This is a genomic window from Paraburkholderia sp., from assembly GCF_004298475.1.
GTDB lineage: Bacteria > Pseudomonadota > Gammaproteobacteria > Burkholderiales > Burkholderiaceae > Paraburkholderia > Paraburkholderia denitrificans.
The window spans coordinates 47,969-62,053 of the sequence record NZ_SCRP01000031.1 but is presented as its reverse complement, the minus strand read 5'-3'; the positions used below and the strand labels follow the sequence as shown (position 1 = coordinate 62,053).

Genomic DNA, 14,085 nt, shown 5'->3' with positions numbered 1-14,085 from the left:
TTCTTCTGTCCGGCGCAAAACCGCTTTCAGTCTCGGGGAACTTACCACTCGGCAATAGCGACGTCGTAGTCTTCCTCGTAGAACGCGATGAGAAACTCCTCCGGCATCAGCCACGAGTCGACACTGACCGTCTGTGCGGCAATGTCGAGGTCGACCTTCGCGTCGGCATCGACAGTCTTCATCGCATGCTCGATCGTTGCACGATCGTCTGCACCGATTTCAGTTTTCATCGCGAACTTCATTTTTCCCGTCTCCCTTCAAAGACGCGCGAATCAGGCCGTTGTCCCGCACCCGCGGCCACAGCGAAGCGAGCAGGCGCCCGTAGGAAAGATTAGTTGACAGCACACCGGTCGGCAAGCGCAGTGCGGCAGCATTCCAGACCGGCTCCATGTCCGCCGCTGCACCTGAAGCAAAGAACTGCCGCGATTCCGGCGTCAGGTTCAAAACGCAGGTCTGGATATTACGCGCTTGCATTCGCAAAGAGAATCCATGAGGATCGGAATTCATCCTTCCACTAATTGGCAGGCTCCATGAATCGCCTCGAAGCCATGTCCATCCTCGTCGCGATCGTCGATTCAGGCAGCCTTTCGGCGGCCGCGCGCAACCTCGACATGCCGCTGGCAACGGTCAGCCGCAACACGACGTTCACGGTACGCGGCGACGCAGGTGGACATTCATTGCGCCATTCCATCCGGGCATCGCATACCCGGAACGAATACACGATGGATAATTCCGTGGACCACGGCGCATTAGAACCATTCATCGGCCACCATTTTCGCGTGTAAATCAACTCCCGGATTGCCCCCTTTTATCCGCCGCGTGATCCGGTAACCCATTTTCAAAACTGGACCCGCCTGCAAAGGTAAAACGTTTGCCATAAAACCAGTCCAGCGAATATCGTCGGAACGTGCGAAATCGCGAGCAGCTCTGGCGGTACGGCACCCTTTATTTAATTGATCAGGCGACGTCTGACTAGAACAACGTATTAACGTCCAGGGTTTTAAATCACTTCAAACTCACGCGGAATTCGTGGTAACTTCGCCTCCTGCAGACGGATTCAATCACCTTGCGGGCGCACAGCGTCTCGTGACAAATCCGCACTACCACAGATTGAACGGCGCGTGTCGATCTGATCTCCGAGGATTCAATTTATCCGGGTACGGAAGTTGGCAAGTCTTGCACATAAGATGGCGCTCTCTACGCGAGAGGCTCTACATTCGACGGGGTGTTCCAAACTAATGCGCACGCTGACCGCCTGCATCGCGGTCAGTGCGTATTCGCATGTCGCCTGTGCAACGCCTGCCGAAGCGGCAATCACGAATGCCGCCGCAACGACCGGGCCGCGCCACGTCAATCTCGCCACTTTCGACGCCGACAATCCGCCGATGGATCTGTTGCAGGCGTTCGACGCCGTCGTGCTCGATCCGGCACGCACGTTTGATCCAGCCTTGCATCCGCTTGCACATACGATTTACGTCGCGCGCACGACGGCGCAGCCCGGTGAACCGGTCGCCAGTTTCATGGCGCAAGACATTGCTCCGCTCTGGAAACGCGGATTTCACGGCTTCGTGCTCGATACGCCCACAGCACGCGATGCGATCGGCGCAATTCGCGCGGCGTATCCCGACGCCGCGATCGTGCTCTCTGGCGACGACGCACTGAACACGGCGCGCGCGCACGCCAACGACATCTATGCCGTGCTGTCCGGCCCGTTTTTCAGCGAGCCGCAGGCCGACGACGCAGCGCCGGCCCCCACGCCACCCGTTGCTGCGCCGGGTGCGCTACAAGCGGCGCAGGCGTTCACGCACGAGACCGGCATTCCGGTCGTCTCGCTCGAATACTGCCCGGCAACCGACCGCGCGTGCGCCCGCCGCACCGCACAGCAAGTGCTGTCGGCAGGGCTCGATCCCTACGTGAGCGCTGCGGCGCAGGACGTCGTCGGCATCGGCCGCATCGAGGTGATGCCGCGCAAGGTGCTGGTCGTGCAGGACCGCGAAGCCGACGAGCAGATCGACTCCACGCCGGGCGTGCGCGTGCTCGCCACGCCGCTCAACTACCTCGGATACGAAGCCCGGTATGTGGACATCACCGGCCCGCTGCCGGCGAACGTCACGCCCGACCAATATGCGGGCGTGGTGGTGTGGATCCAGCACGGCGACGTCGACAATCAGATGGCGTGGCGACGCTGGCTCCGGCAGGTCGGCAGCGCGCACGTGCCGATCGCCTTCCTCGGCCAGTTCGGTTTCGCCGCGGGCGATTCGAGCGTGCTACCAGGACTCGTCTCTGTGAGCGGTCCGCTCAAGGGGCCGCTGTCGATCGTCGCGCGCGACCCCATGATCGGCTTCGAAGCGATGCCGGCCCCCGATCCGCGCGATCTGCCCAACGTGCGCGTGACAGGCGCGGGCCGCTCGCTGCTCGCCATCGACGCAAACGGTACGCGCGTGGATGCCGCGGGCCTGATGCCGTGGGGCGGTTTCGCCCTGAACCAGTACACCGAGATATCGCTGAACGGCATCAATCAGGAGCGCTGGGTCATCCAGCCAATCGACTTCCTGAAGGCGGCGTTGCGGCTTGCCGCGCTGCCGGGCCCGAGCGTCACGACCGAAAACGGGCGGCGTCTTTTCATGAGCCACGTGGACGGCGACGGCTTTGCCTCGCGCGCCGAATTTCCCGGCCCGGACTATTCGGGCGAGGCGCTTTATCAGCGCATCTGGACCCGCTATCCGATCCCGGCGACGCTATCGGTCATCGAAGGCGAAGTCGGTCCCGACGGCCTGTATCCCGCGATTTCGCCGCGTCTCGAAGCTATCGCGCGCAAGATGTTCGCGCTGCCGTACGTCGAGATCGGCACACACACGTACTCGCACCCGTTCATCTGGGAAGAAATCGACAGCAAGAGCGGCACGCAAACCGACCGCGGCGGCTCCGACGCTGCGTTCTCGCTGAACATTCCGGGCTATCGCTTCAATCTCGACCGCGAAATCTTCGGCTCGATCAAGTACATCAACACGCGCCTGGCGCCCCCCGGCAAGCAGGTGGACGTGCTGCAATGGTCCGGCGACTGCATGCCGCCCGCGGTTGCCGTGAAGCGCACGTATGATGCGGGCGTGTTCAATATCAACGGCGGCGACACGGTCATCACGCGCAACAACAACAGCTGGACGAACATCGCGCCCATCAGCATCGACAAGGGTCCGGGCGCGTACCAGGTGCTTGCGCCGAATCAGGACGAAAACGTCTACACGAACGACTGGCAAGGCCCGTTCTACGGCTTCACCCAGGTGCTGCAAACCTTCGACATGACCGACCGGCCACTGCGCTTCAAGCCGATCGACGTCTATTACCACATGTACAGCGGCACGAAGCTCGCATCGCTGCGCGCACTCGACACGATCTTCAGCACCGTGCTCGCGCAGCCGGTGCTGCCCGTGCAGATCGCCGACTACGAGCGCAAGGTGCTCGACTGGCACACCTTCGCGGTCGCGCGCGAGGGCGATGCCTGGCTCGTGCGCGGCAACGGTCACGTGCGCGAATTGCACTGGGCCGCAAGCGACGTGCCGCGCATGAGCGATGCGACAGGCGTCACCGGCTACGCGCCGGGCCCGGACGGCACCTATATCCATATCGACGGCGGCAGCGCGCGTTTCTCGCTCGTCCGGCCCGATCCGAACGGCGCACTCCCGTACATCGCTCAGGCCAACGGTTTCGTGCGCAACTTCACGCGCACCGCGCACGGGCTGCGCTTCGAATTCGGCGGCTACTACCAGCCGTTCGTCGCCATCGCGCACGCAGCACAGTGCCGCGCAAGTCGCGCTGGCCGCGCGCTCGCCACGCAACGTCAGGGCGACACGCTGCGCATCGTCACGCCGGCCGTCCCCGGCGTGCGGGTAACGTACCAGCCCGTCGAGGTCGACTGTGGCCAATGACCGGCCCCGCATCGCCACGACCTCCATGCTCGCGGGCGCGACGATCGCGCTCGTGGCGGCGTTCGCCGGCACCTACGACGCGGCGCATCTGCGCTCGCGCGTGCTCGCGGACTCCACGCCGAACGCGCTGAATACGGCCTACCTGGAAGCGTGGCTGCGCAGCGCGCCCAGGGACCCGACGTACCTGAAGGCGCTCGGCACCCAGTACCTCGGATTTGGCCGGCTCGACGACGCCCAGCGGGTCGCCACGCGGCTCGCCGCGCTCGGCACGCCCGACGAACGCCGCGAAGCCGACGACCTGCTGCTGCGCTGCGACCTCACGCGCGCCTTCGCGGCGGAGCCCCGTTCATCCAGCCGCGAAATCGATATCGCCCATGCGCAGGCGCTGCTCAAGGCCATGGTTCCGGAAGCCTGGACCGCGGCCCAACTGCAATGGCTTGCGAATCAGGCGCTCGCCGTGAACGCACCGGCCACCGCCGCGCGCTACGACGAACGGCTCGTCGCGGCCGACCCCGCGCACAAACTGCACTGGCAACGCGAGGCGGCACGCTACGATCTCGCGACGGGTGCGTACCGCGAGGCGGCATCGGCTTACTTCGTCGCGCAAGACATGGCGTCGACCACGGACGAAGCCCGCCGCGACTTCATTGCCGCCCTGCGCGCACTCCAGGCAGGCAGTCTGCTCGACGACGCACTGACGCAGGGCGGCGCGCACATCGGCGCACTCGCCAAAGACCGCGCCACGCTCGAAGTCATGCTCGAACTCGCGCGCGCGGCCAATCGCCCGGAACTCGTCGAACGCTACGCGCGCGCACTCTTGCCGTTCGTCGTGCAACGTGCGCCCGAGGCTGGCGCGATCCGGCTCGTCGCCGCGCACATCGCGTCCGCCAGCCCCGGAACACAGCACTCAGTCTGGCTGCGGCTGCCCGGCATCGACCGCTTTGTGTCCGCGCCTGCGCACCGCGCAGCGGGCGGCATCGTCGAGATCGATTACGCGAGCGCGCAACGGCCACGGCTCATGCGGATAACGGCATCGGCACCCGCAACTGCCGATGAACCGCGGCAGAACGACAAGCTCGCCCTCACGCTCTATCAGTCCTTTCTCGAAGCGAACGATCTGGCCGACGCCGAAACCGTCGCGGCGAAGCAAGTCCAGCGCGCGGGCAGCGAGCCCGAATGGCGCAAGCGCCTCGCGCAGGTCCAGGAATGGCACAACGAGCCGATGGCGGCAATGCAATCGTGGCTCGCGTACGCCAAGGCAACCGACGACCCCGAGGGCTGGCGCAACGTCCAGCGCATGGCGCCCATGCTGCACGACGACGAAACCTACGTGCAGTCGCTCGTGCACGCGTCGGACGCCGAGCCCGCCAACCTGTCGCTGGTCGACGGCGTGATCGCCGCGTACGAGCGGCTCGGCCGCCCCGAGGACGGGCTCGCCTTCCTGAAAGCGCGCGCGCACGGCGCACGCACGGAGGACATCGAGCGCCGCTACGCGTGGCTGTCGCAGCGCAGCGGCCACTTCGACACGGCGCTCACGACCTACGAGGCGCTGCAGCAGGCCGTGCCGCGCAGCACCGAGTACGCCGAGCGCAGCGCAAACCTGCTGTACCAGCGCGGCGACTACGCGGGCGCACTCGCCGCGCTCAAGCGCGTGCCGCTGCCGGAGAGCGACGCCGACGCGCTCTACTGGCGCACCTACGCCCAGCTCGCGCGGCTGCTGGAGGACGACGCGGATGCCAACGTCGCCTACCGGCATCTGCTGCTGAGCCCCGGCACCACCGCCGACGATTTCACGGCGATGACCTTTTTCTACTACCCGTATCCGATCGATGCCGCGCGCACGGCAACGCGCAACTTCCGCTCGACGGGCGACGTCCAGGCGCTGCACGACGCGCTCACGTATTTCGTCGCCGCGCACGCACTCGATGAAGCGGGTGCGCTGCTCGCCTCGCTCACACCCGCGCAACGCGCGGCAGCCGGGCGCAACCCGGAATTTCTCGCCGCGCGCGCCGAATATGAGCGCCAGCTCAGCGACACCGGCGCGGCGCTCGCCGACCTGCGCCGCGCAGTGGCGATGCCGGGCACGAGCAACGATACGCGCGCGGCGTACCTGTGGATGGCGGTGGATGTGGGCAGCGTGGATGAAGTGCGCGCGGCGCTCGAGCGCTGGCGCGACCGCTCGCTCGAAGACGAAACGCTCTGGGGCCCCTATGCCGCCGGGGAAATGCAACTGAACCGTCCGGAAGCCGCCTTGCGCTATCTGCGCCGCCAGGCCGCCGCGAACCAGAACGATCCGCTGTGGCTGCTCACGTACGCCGACGCGCAGGATATGGCCGGGCACACGGAGCAGGCGTGGGCCGTGCGGCGGCGCGTCTGGCTCGCGCTGCTGCACGAGACGCGCGACGCAGGGAATCCAGGCGCCGGGAAACCAGGCGAAGGAAAGCCGGCGAAGAGCCTCACGACGCCAGCGCGCAACGAATGGGAAGCGCGCCAGCAACTCCAGGCGCGCCGCGCGCTGCTCGCGCAGGAATTCACCAACGGCGACGCCGCCGCACGGCTGCTCGACGCCCTTTCGGCGCCCGGCGCGAAAGCGCCCGACGACCCCTCCGCGGCCAGCCTGCTCGGCAATGCGAAAGGTGTCGCGCCGCTGCCCACGCCGAGCGAGCGCGACGCGCAGTACCAGCGGCTGCGCCACGCGGTGGCGCGCGACGTCGCCGTCGCGTGGGCGCTCTCGGGCGAGCGCAACGAGGTGGCCAGGCGCTGGCTCGCGCGCCGCTATGCAGCCGATCTCGCCGCCGACCGCAACGAGCGGCTCACGATCGCACTGGCCGAAGAAGACACCCGGCAGGTCACCCGGATTCTCGACACGCACGGTGCGGCGCTGTCGCTCTATTCGCGCATCGACGGCGAGCGCCTCGCCGACCGCGAGGGCGCCGCGCAAGCGCACGCGTTCGCCGGTCTCGACGGCGCGCCGGACGACACCCAGTTGCACACGCGCCTTGTCGACACGTCGCTCTTCTGGAATCAGTCGATTGGCGCATCCGTCGAAAGCTATGTCGAGCACCCGCTCGACTACGTGCAGCAGACCCTCGCGGCAAGCCTCAAGCTGACCGACCATTACCTGATCGGCTTGACCGCGCGCCAGCGTTTCCAGCACAGCACCGACGAGACGCAGCTCACCAACGTCGAAAGCGTGGACCGCGCGGCGGCGTTCTATCTGCGCCGGCAAACGCGCGATGCAACCGTGAATGCGGCCTTCGGGCGGCGCGACGGACTCGACTCGTTCTATACGTTCCGGCTCGACGGAACGACGGGCAAGGCGTCGTCGCTTACGCTCACGGGCTCGATTGCGCGCAACGCGCAAGCCGACGAAGTGCAGACGCTTCTCATCGGCGGCATGAAGGATCTGGCAACGGCCGGTTTCGCCTGGCAGATCGATTCGCGCTGGTCGTTCAACGCGAACGTCGAAGCCGACCGTTTCTACAGCCAGGCGCGCAACTTCGTCGGCACGGGCGTCGTCCAGCAGGCGGAAATCGACTACAAGATCCGCACCGATTACCCGGACTACACGCTGCGCCTTGTCGGCGCGCACGGCGGCTACAAGGACAGCGGCCATCCGGACGCCCTGCTTGCGCGGCTCGTGCCGCTCGGCGACGCCGGGCCCGGCGTCACGGCGTTCATGCCGAACAGCTACACGCAGTTCGCCCTCTACGCGGGTTTCGGCAACGATCTGGCCGAGCGCTACACGCACGCGTGGCGGCCGTATATGGACGTCGGCATCGTGCACGACACCGTCCAGGGATGGGGCGTGGACGCCAATCTCGGCATCGCGGGATCGGTGTTCGGCGGCGACCAGGCCGCGCTCTATTTCCAGCGTGAGCAAGTCGCCCAGAACGGAACGGCCGTCACGCTGCTCGGCGCGCGCTATCGCTGGCTGTATTGAAGTGCGATTTGAAGCGCGATTTGAAGCGCGATTTGAAGCGGCATGGCACACGCCGCCGGTATGACCCGACAGATAACCGACAATAGACAACTGACGAATCGAAAAGGAAGAACGCACATGAATGCAATCGCACGCATCCGCAGGAACTGGGCGCACGCGCTGGCCGCTGCATGCATGCTGGGCCTCGCCGCGTGTGCGAGCGTAGAATCGACGCCCGCACCGGCAATCGCTGCGCCGGACAGCGTCGCCGTGCTGCCGCTCGCGAATTTCACGGAGACGCCCGATGCCGGGCGCGCTGCCCAGGCCATCGCGGCGAACACGCTGCGCAAGCACGGCTTCGCGAATGTGGCGGCGATGCCCGCCGCCGACAACGGCGTCGCCTTCGACACCACCACGCAGCCGGGCATCGAACAGGGCCTCGAATGGGCCCGCGCGCACCACGCGAAATTCGTCCTGAGCGGCGCCGTGGAAGAGTGGCGCTACAAGGTCGGCGTGGATGGCGAACCTGTCGTCGCCTTGTCGTTCGAACTGCGCGAGGTGCCCTCGGGGCGCGTCGTCTGGAGCGCAACGGGTTCGCGCAGCGGCTGGAGCCGCTCGGCGCTCGGCGGTACGGCGCAGAGCCTGGTCGGCAAGCTGCTCGCGCCGCTCGGCGCGCATGGCTGAACGCGCCCAATACCGACCCATACCGCCCAATACCGCTCAATGCGAGACGTAGATGGACACGCAGACCGTTAGCCCCGGCGAAAAGACCGCGCGCAAAGCCGCCGGCCGGCGGCACCTGTACGAGCGCTCCCACGGCAACCCCGGCCGGCTGCGCAGCCTGCTCGCGCCGGTCGCGCGGCGGCGCTTCGCATGGGTCGAGGCCGCAGTCGTCACGATCGTGCCGCTCGCGCTCTCCTGGCTCGTCAATCGCGCCGACCCGCTCCTGCTGGGCCGCGGCTTCCCCTGGCTCTGGCTCGTTCCGACGCTCGTCGCGCTGCGCTACGGCGTCGCGCCCGGGTTCACGTCAGCCCTGTTGTTCGCCCTGACATGGGTGGTCTCGTACCCGGCCGGGACGCCGTGGCCTACGCCCTTCTTTGTCGGCGGCGGGGTCCTCGTGATCCTCACCGGACACTTCGCCGACACCTGGAACGTGCGCGCCGACCGCGCCAATGCGGTCAACGACTATCTGAACGAGCGGCTCACGGCGCTCACCGACAATCACTACCTGCTGCGGCTCTCGCACGAGCGGCTCGAACGCGACCTGCTCACGCGTCCGACCACGCTGCGCGACTCGATCCACGAACTGCGCCAGCTCGCGGCGGGCAACGCCGCCGACGCGGCCACGGGCGAGTCCGCCGCGCCCGCCGGGGCATCGTTGCCGGGCACGGCGCGGCTCGTCGAATTCATCGCACGGTCCTGCCAGATCGAGGTCGCGGCGCTTTACCCTGTGCACAACGGCAAGCTCGGACTCACGCCCCTCGCAACGGCCGGAGAGCCCTTCGATCTGGACGCCGCCGACCCGCTGCCCGCACTCGCCCTTTCGACCGGGCAGCTCGCCCATCTCAAGTCGGCGGACGGTCCCGTGCGCGACAGCCGGTATATCGCCTGCGCGCCGCTCATCTCGGCCACCGGCGAGACCCGCGCGCTGCTCGTCGTGCAGCGCATGCCGTTCCTGTCGCTCAATCACGACAACCTGCAATTGCTCTTCGTCCTGCTCGGCTACTACGGCGACGGGCTCGAATACGCCCGGGCAACGCGCGAACTCATCGAAGCCGTGCCGGGCTGTCCGACCGACTTCGGCCTCGAATACGGCCGTCTCGTGCGACTACACCGGCGCAGCGGCGTCGCATCGTCGGTGGTCGCCCTCGCCTTCCCGCGCGACGAAGAGCGCGACTCGCTGTTCGAGCACGTCCTGCGCCGCGGACGCTCGGCGGATCTCGCCTGGACGCTGCAAACGCCGCAACGCTCCGTGCTCCTGAACTTGATGCCGATTGCCGATGCGACCGGCGTCTCCGGCTATCTCAACCGCATCGAGTCGAACCTGCGCAACCAGTTCGACACCGATTTCGAGCGCGCGCACATCGGCGTGCACACGTTGTTCGTGACGGGCGATTCGGGGAACACGAATCTTGCCGAACTGCTGCAACGGGCGATGGGCCATGCTTAACGCGGTCGTGCTCCTTCTCGCCACGCCGGTTGCCGCGCTGCTGCAAGGCCTGGCCGTGTGGGGCGCGTTGCATCCGCCCGCCGGAATCGGCACGCTCGCGTACTTTTTGCTGCTCCAGGCGCCGGCCGCCGCCGCCGAGGCCGTCGTGTTCCGCCGCATGCTGCCCACCGCGAAGCGCGAACCACGGCGCGGCGCGCTCCTCCATCTCTGGGCCGTGTCGTTTTTCGTGCCGTGCGTGGGCGGGCTGCTCGAAGTGATCGCAAGCTACGCCGGGGCATGGCTGGCGATCGTGCGGCCGTCGCGCGCGCTCGACGTCGTGGGACGGCCCGAGTTCGTCTCGCACCTCGTTTCGCGCGTCTCGCACGCCGCAGGCGCGCGCGTGCAGGCGCGTCTCACGAACCGGCATGGCGCGACGGACGACCGCCTCGCCGCACTCGTCTCGATCCAGCAATTGCCGACCCGGACCACCGGCGCGCTGCTGCGCAATCTGCTCGCCGACCCGGTCGACGATCTGCGCCTGCTCGCGTACGGCATGCTCGACCAGGCCGAGAACGAGATCGTGAACCAGATCTTTGCCTGCCGCGACGCGCTCGAACACGAGCGCACCGAAGAGGAGCAGCAGGCACTGCACCGGCGGCTCGCCGAACTGCATTTCGAACTGGTCTATCAGCGGCTCGCGCAAGGCGATGTGTACCGCCACGCCATCGCCGAAGCCGAAAAGCACGCGCGCACGGCGCAATCGCTCGCCAACGGCGAGCGCGACGCCGCGCTCTGCCTGCTGCTGGCGCGCCTCGCGCTCGCGCGCGACCGCGCCGACGAAGCTTCACCGCTCCTCGAGCGCGCACGCGAACTCAACTTTCCGCGCGATCGACTGCTGCCGTGGCTCGCCGAAGCAGCCTTCCGGCAAGGACATCACGCCGAAGCCGCCGCTATCGTCGGTGAACTTGCGCGGCACGCCAGCACCCCGGCGCTCAAACCCGTGATCGATTACTGGACACGATGAACACCTCGCTGCAGCGCCGCGCCGCGCAAACCGATATCTGCCTGCTGCTCGAAGGCACGTTTCCCTACGTGCGCGGCGGCGTATCGAGCTGGGTCAACGACATGATCCGCGCCTATCCGCAGCGGAAGTTCGGCATCGTCTTTATCGGCGGACGCAAGGAGGACTACCCGAAGCCCGCCTACCCGCTGCCGGAGAACGTCGTGCACTTCGAAGAGCACTTTCTCTACGGCGCCGCGCCGGTCGAACCCAGGCGGCATCGCCGCAAGGTGCGCGGCGACCGCGAAGCCTTCGCACTCTCCGCCACGTTCCATGAGCTGCTGCGCGAGCGCGACCGGCAGCCGGAAATCAGCGCCATGATGGTGGAACTGATCTCGATGCTCGCGCAGGGCGGAAAACTCGACGCCGACCAGTTCCTGCACAGCCGCGAATCGTGGGAATACATCGAGCAGGAGTATCTCGAGCGCTGCACCGACCCGTCGTTTACCGATTACTTCTGGACCGTGCGCAACATGCACCAGCCGCTCTGGCAGCTTGCCAACGTGGCGGCCCAGACCGTGCAGGCCAAGGTCTACCACACGATATCGACCGGCTATGCAGGCTATCTCGGCGCGTTGCTGCATCACCGCACCGGGCGACCGCTCGTCGTCAGCGAGCACGGCATCTATACGAAGGAACGCAAGATCGACCTGCTGCAAAGCCGCTGGATTCGCGACAACCGCGGCGTGTTCGAGCGCGACATGTCGGACGTGAGCTATTTCCGCGACCTGTGGCTGCGCTTTTTCGAAGCGCTGGGGCGTCTTGCCTATGACGCCGCCGACGAGATCGTCGCGCTGTACGAGGGCAACCGCCAGCGCCAGATCGCCGATGGCGCGCGTGCGGCGCTGACCCGCACGATCCCGAACGGCATCGACGTCGATGCGCTGATGCCGCTCGTCGAACAACGCACGGCCCGTACGCGGCGCGTGGTCGCGCTGATTGGCCGGGTCGTGCCGATCAAGGACATCAAGACGTTTATCCGCGCGATTTTTATCGCCGCGCGCACGATGCCCGACATCGAAGGCTGGATCGTCGGCCCCGAGGACGAAGATCCGGACTACGCGCACGAATGCCACGCGCTCGCGCAAAGCCTCGGGCTGGAGCGCAACCTGAAGTTCCTCGGCTTCAGGCGCATCAGCGAAGTCCTGCCCGAGATCGACGTGCTCGCGCTCAGCTCGATCAGCGAAGCCCTGCCCCTCGTGGTGCTGGAAGGCTTCGCGGCGGGCATACCGGCGATCACGACCGACGTCGGCGCATGCCGCGAGCTGATCGAAGGCGGGCAGCCGGAAGACCGCGCGCTCGGCTCGGCCGGCGCGGTCGTGCAGATCGCCAATCCCGCCGGGCTCGCGAGCGCGGCAATCGACCTGCTGACCGACGAACCACGCTGGCTTGCGGCACAACGTGCCGGAATGGCGCGCGCGCAACGTTATTACCGGCGCAGCCAGATGATCGAGCGTTACGAATCCATCTACGCGCGCGCCAGCGCGCAACCGGAGCGCGCGCACGACGGACCTGCGGCGGTCGCCGGGTCGCCGCCGCCCGCTCATGCCGCGCGCGGCTGCCCGTTCCACGCAAAAACGCAAACCCTTGCACACGCAACGACGCGCGGCGGCACGCTTGCCGCGCTGCGCGCGCTCTTCACCCGGAGTCGCTGATGGCCGGTATCGGATTCGAACTGCGCAAGCTGATGGCCCGCGATACGCTGACCGGCGTCGCGCGCGCGTACCTCTATGCGGGCCTCATCAGCTCAGGGCCGATGATCCTTTCATGCTTCGGCATTCTGATCATCGGCACGCTGAGTTTTGCCGTCGTGATACCGACTGTGCTCATCACACAGTTTCAGGTATCGGTGACCTACATGATCGCGTTCAGCCTGATCGTGACGGGGCCGCTGCAACTCTCGTTCACGCGCTTCGTCTCAGACCGGCTCTACGAGCACCGCGACGACCTCGTGCTGCCGAATTACCGTGCGATCCAGCTCGTCTGCTCGGCCGTGTCGGGCACGATCGGCATCCTCGCGATGAGCTTCGGCTTCGACGCCACACCGCTCGCCTACCGGCTGCTGATGATCGCGGGCTTCGTGATTGCGAGCAATATCTGGATCGCCGTGATTTTCCTTTCGAGCATCAAGCAATACCGGCAGGTGCTGTGGTCGTTCGCGATCGGCTACAGCGCCGTGGTCGGTCTTGCGCTCGGGCTGAACCATTACGGGCTGACCGGCCTGCTCGGCGGTTTCGTCGCGGGCCACGCGTTGCTGTTCCTGTGCCTTTCGACGATCGTGCACCGCCAGTATCCGGGTACGCGCTACATCTCGTTCGAAGTGTTCGACCGACGCCTCCTCTATCCGAGCCTCGCCTGGGTCGGGCTGATGTTCAACCTCGGCGTGTGGATCGACAAGTTCGTCTTCTGGTTCTCGGACGTCACGGGCACGCGCGTGGTGGGCTGGTTCCACGCATCGGTCATCTACGACATTCCCGTGTTTCTCGCTTACGTGTGCGTGATGCCGGCCATGGCGGCATTCCTCGTGCGCATCGAAGCCGACTTCGCGGGCTACTACGACGCGTTCTACGACGCGGTGCGCACCGGCGCCACCCTGCAGCGCATCAACGCGATGCGCGACATGATGGTGCGCAGCGTGCGCACCGGTCTGGCCGAAATCGTCAAGGTCCAGATTGTCGTGGTGCTGTTGATGCTCGCGTTCGGCGCGCTGCTGCTCGGCGCGCTGCACATCTCTTCGCTGTACCTGCCGCTGCTGCTCGTCGACGTCATCGCCGCGAGCCTGCAGGTGCTGTTGCTCGGCCTTTTCAACGTCATGTTCTATCTCGACACGCGCCGCGACGTGCTGCGGCTCGCCACCCTCTTCATCGTGCTCAATGCGATCTTGACGATGGTGTCGATCCGCCTCGGGCCGGCCGCGTATGGTTACGGGTTCGCGGCGGCGCTGCTGATCGCGACGATCCTCGCCATACGCGCGCTCGACGCCAGGTTCGCCATCCTCGAATACGAAACGTACATGCTCCAATGAACG

At 66.6% G+C, this 14,085-nt stretch carries 9 protein-coding genes and 1 pseudogene; 8 read left to right on the top strand and 2 right to left on the bottom strand.

The window, feature by feature from the left end; translation table 11 throughout:
* Positions 1–41 precede the first annotated feature (41 nt).
* Together EPN59_RS15200 and EPN59_RS15195 are read right to left on the bottom strand one after the other, a co-directional pair.
* Positions 42–242, bottom strand: coding sequence for a copper chaperone (locus EPN59_RS15200; RefSeq protein WP_293039003.1), 201 nt, complete (start codon positions 240–242; stop codon positions 42–44).
* On the bottom strand, positions 220–507 hold the full coding sequence (locus EPN59_RS15195; RefSeq protein ID WP_293039006.1) for a hypothetical protein: 288 nt from the start codon (positions 505–507) through the stop codon (positions 220–222). Before EPN59_RS15195 ends, EPN59_RS15200 begins: the two co-directional genes overlap by 23 nt.
* 23 nt (positions 508–530) lie before the next feature.
* On the opposite strand from EPN59_RS15195, the pseudogene EPN59_RS15190 reads away from it, so the two are divergent.
* The 8 genes and pseudogenes from EPN59_RS15190 to pelG all read left to right on the top strand — a co-directional run.
* A pseudogene (locus EPN59_RS15190) lies at positions 531–635 on the top strand (LysR family transcriptional regulator); the annotation flags it as partial.
* Positions 636–1,238: 603 nt separating this feature from the next.
* Positions 1,239–3,926: a sugar ABC transporter gene (locus tag EPN59_RS15185; protein ID WP_293039009.1), complete on the top strand. Its 2,688-nt coding sequence runs from the start codon at positions 1,239–1,241 to the stop codon at positions 3,924–3,926.
* Positions 3,916–7,869, top strand: a complete 3,954-nt coding sequence (locus tag EPN59_RS15180; RefSeq protein WP_293039012.1) for a tetratricopeptide repeat protein — start codon at positions 3,916–3,918, stop codon at positions 7,867–7,869. Before EPN59_RS15185 ends, EPN59_RS15180 begins: the two co-directional genes overlap by 11 nt.
* A 117-nt stretch (positions 7,870–7,986) precedes the next feature.
* Positions 7,987–8,532 (top strand): penicillin-binding protein activator LpoB, encoded by a 546-nt coding sequence (locus EPN59_RS15175; protein ID WP_293039014.1) that lies wholly within the window; start codon positions 7,987–7,989, stop codon positions 8,530–8,532.
* Between the two features lie 52 nt (positions 8,533–8,584).
* Positions 8,585–10,018 (top strand): PelD GGDEF domain-containing protein, encoded by a 1,434-nt coding sequence (locus tag EPN59_RS15170; RefSeq protein ID WP_293046320.1) that lies wholly within the window; start codon positions 8,585–8,587, stop codon positions 10,016–10,018.
* Complete coding sequence (locus tag EPN59_RS15165; protein ID WP_293046317.1) at positions 10,011–11,021, top strand: hypothetical protein; 1,011 nt, start codon at positions 10,011–10,013, stop codon at positions 11,019–11,021. The genes EPN59_RS15170 and EPN59_RS15165 overlap by 8 nt, the downstream gene beginning before the upstream one ends.
* Positions 11,018–12,712, top strand: a complete 1,695-nt coding sequence (pelF, locus tag EPN59_RS15160; RefSeq protein WP_293034611.1) for a GT4 family glycosyltransferase PelF — start codon at positions 11,018–11,020, stop codon at positions 12,710–12,712. The genes EPN59_RS15165 and pelF overlap by 4 nt, the downstream gene beginning before the upstream one ends.
* A complete protein-coding gene (gene pelG / locus EPN59_RS15155) occupies positions 12,712–14,082 on the top strand; it encodes an exopolysaccharide Pel transporter PelG (RefSeq protein WP_293034610.1) in 1,371 nt (456 codons plus the stop codon). Before pelF ends, pelG begins: the two co-directional genes overlap by 1 nt.
* The last annotated feature ends 3 nt before the right edge of the window (positions 14,083–14,085 follow it).

Coding starts and splice junctions, on each gene's coding strand:
- EPN59_RS15200 (WP_293039003.1), bottom strand. CDS start 242: ATGAAGTTCGCGATGAAAACTGAAATCGGTGCAGACGATCGTGCAACG.
- EPN59_RS15170 (WP_293046320.1), top strand. CDS start 8,585: ATGGACACGCAGACCGTTAGCCCCGGCGAAAAGACCGCGCGCAAAGCC.
- pelG (WP_293034610.1), top strand. CDS start 12,712: ATGGCCGGTATCGGATTCGAACTGCGCAAGCTGATGGCCCGCGATACG.
- EPN59_RS15165 (WP_293046317.1), top strand. CDS start 10,011: ATGCTTAACGCGGTCGTGCTCCTTCTCGCCACGCCGGTTGCCGCGCTG.
- pelF (WP_293034611.1), top strand. CDS start 11,018: ATGAACACCTCGCTGCAGCGCCGCGCCGCGCAAACCGATATCTGCCTG.
- EPN59_RS15185 (WP_293039009.1), top strand. CDS start 1,239: ATGCGCACGCTGACCGCCTGCATCGCGGTCAGTGCGTATTCGCATGTC.
- EPN59_RS15175 (WP_293039014.1), top strand. CDS start 7,987: ATGAATGCAATCGCACGCATCCGCAGGAACTGGGCGCACGCGCTGGCC.
- EPN59_RS15195 (WP_293039006.1), bottom strand. CDS start 507: ATGAATTCCGATCCTCATGGATTCTCTTTGCGAATGCAAGCGCGTAAT.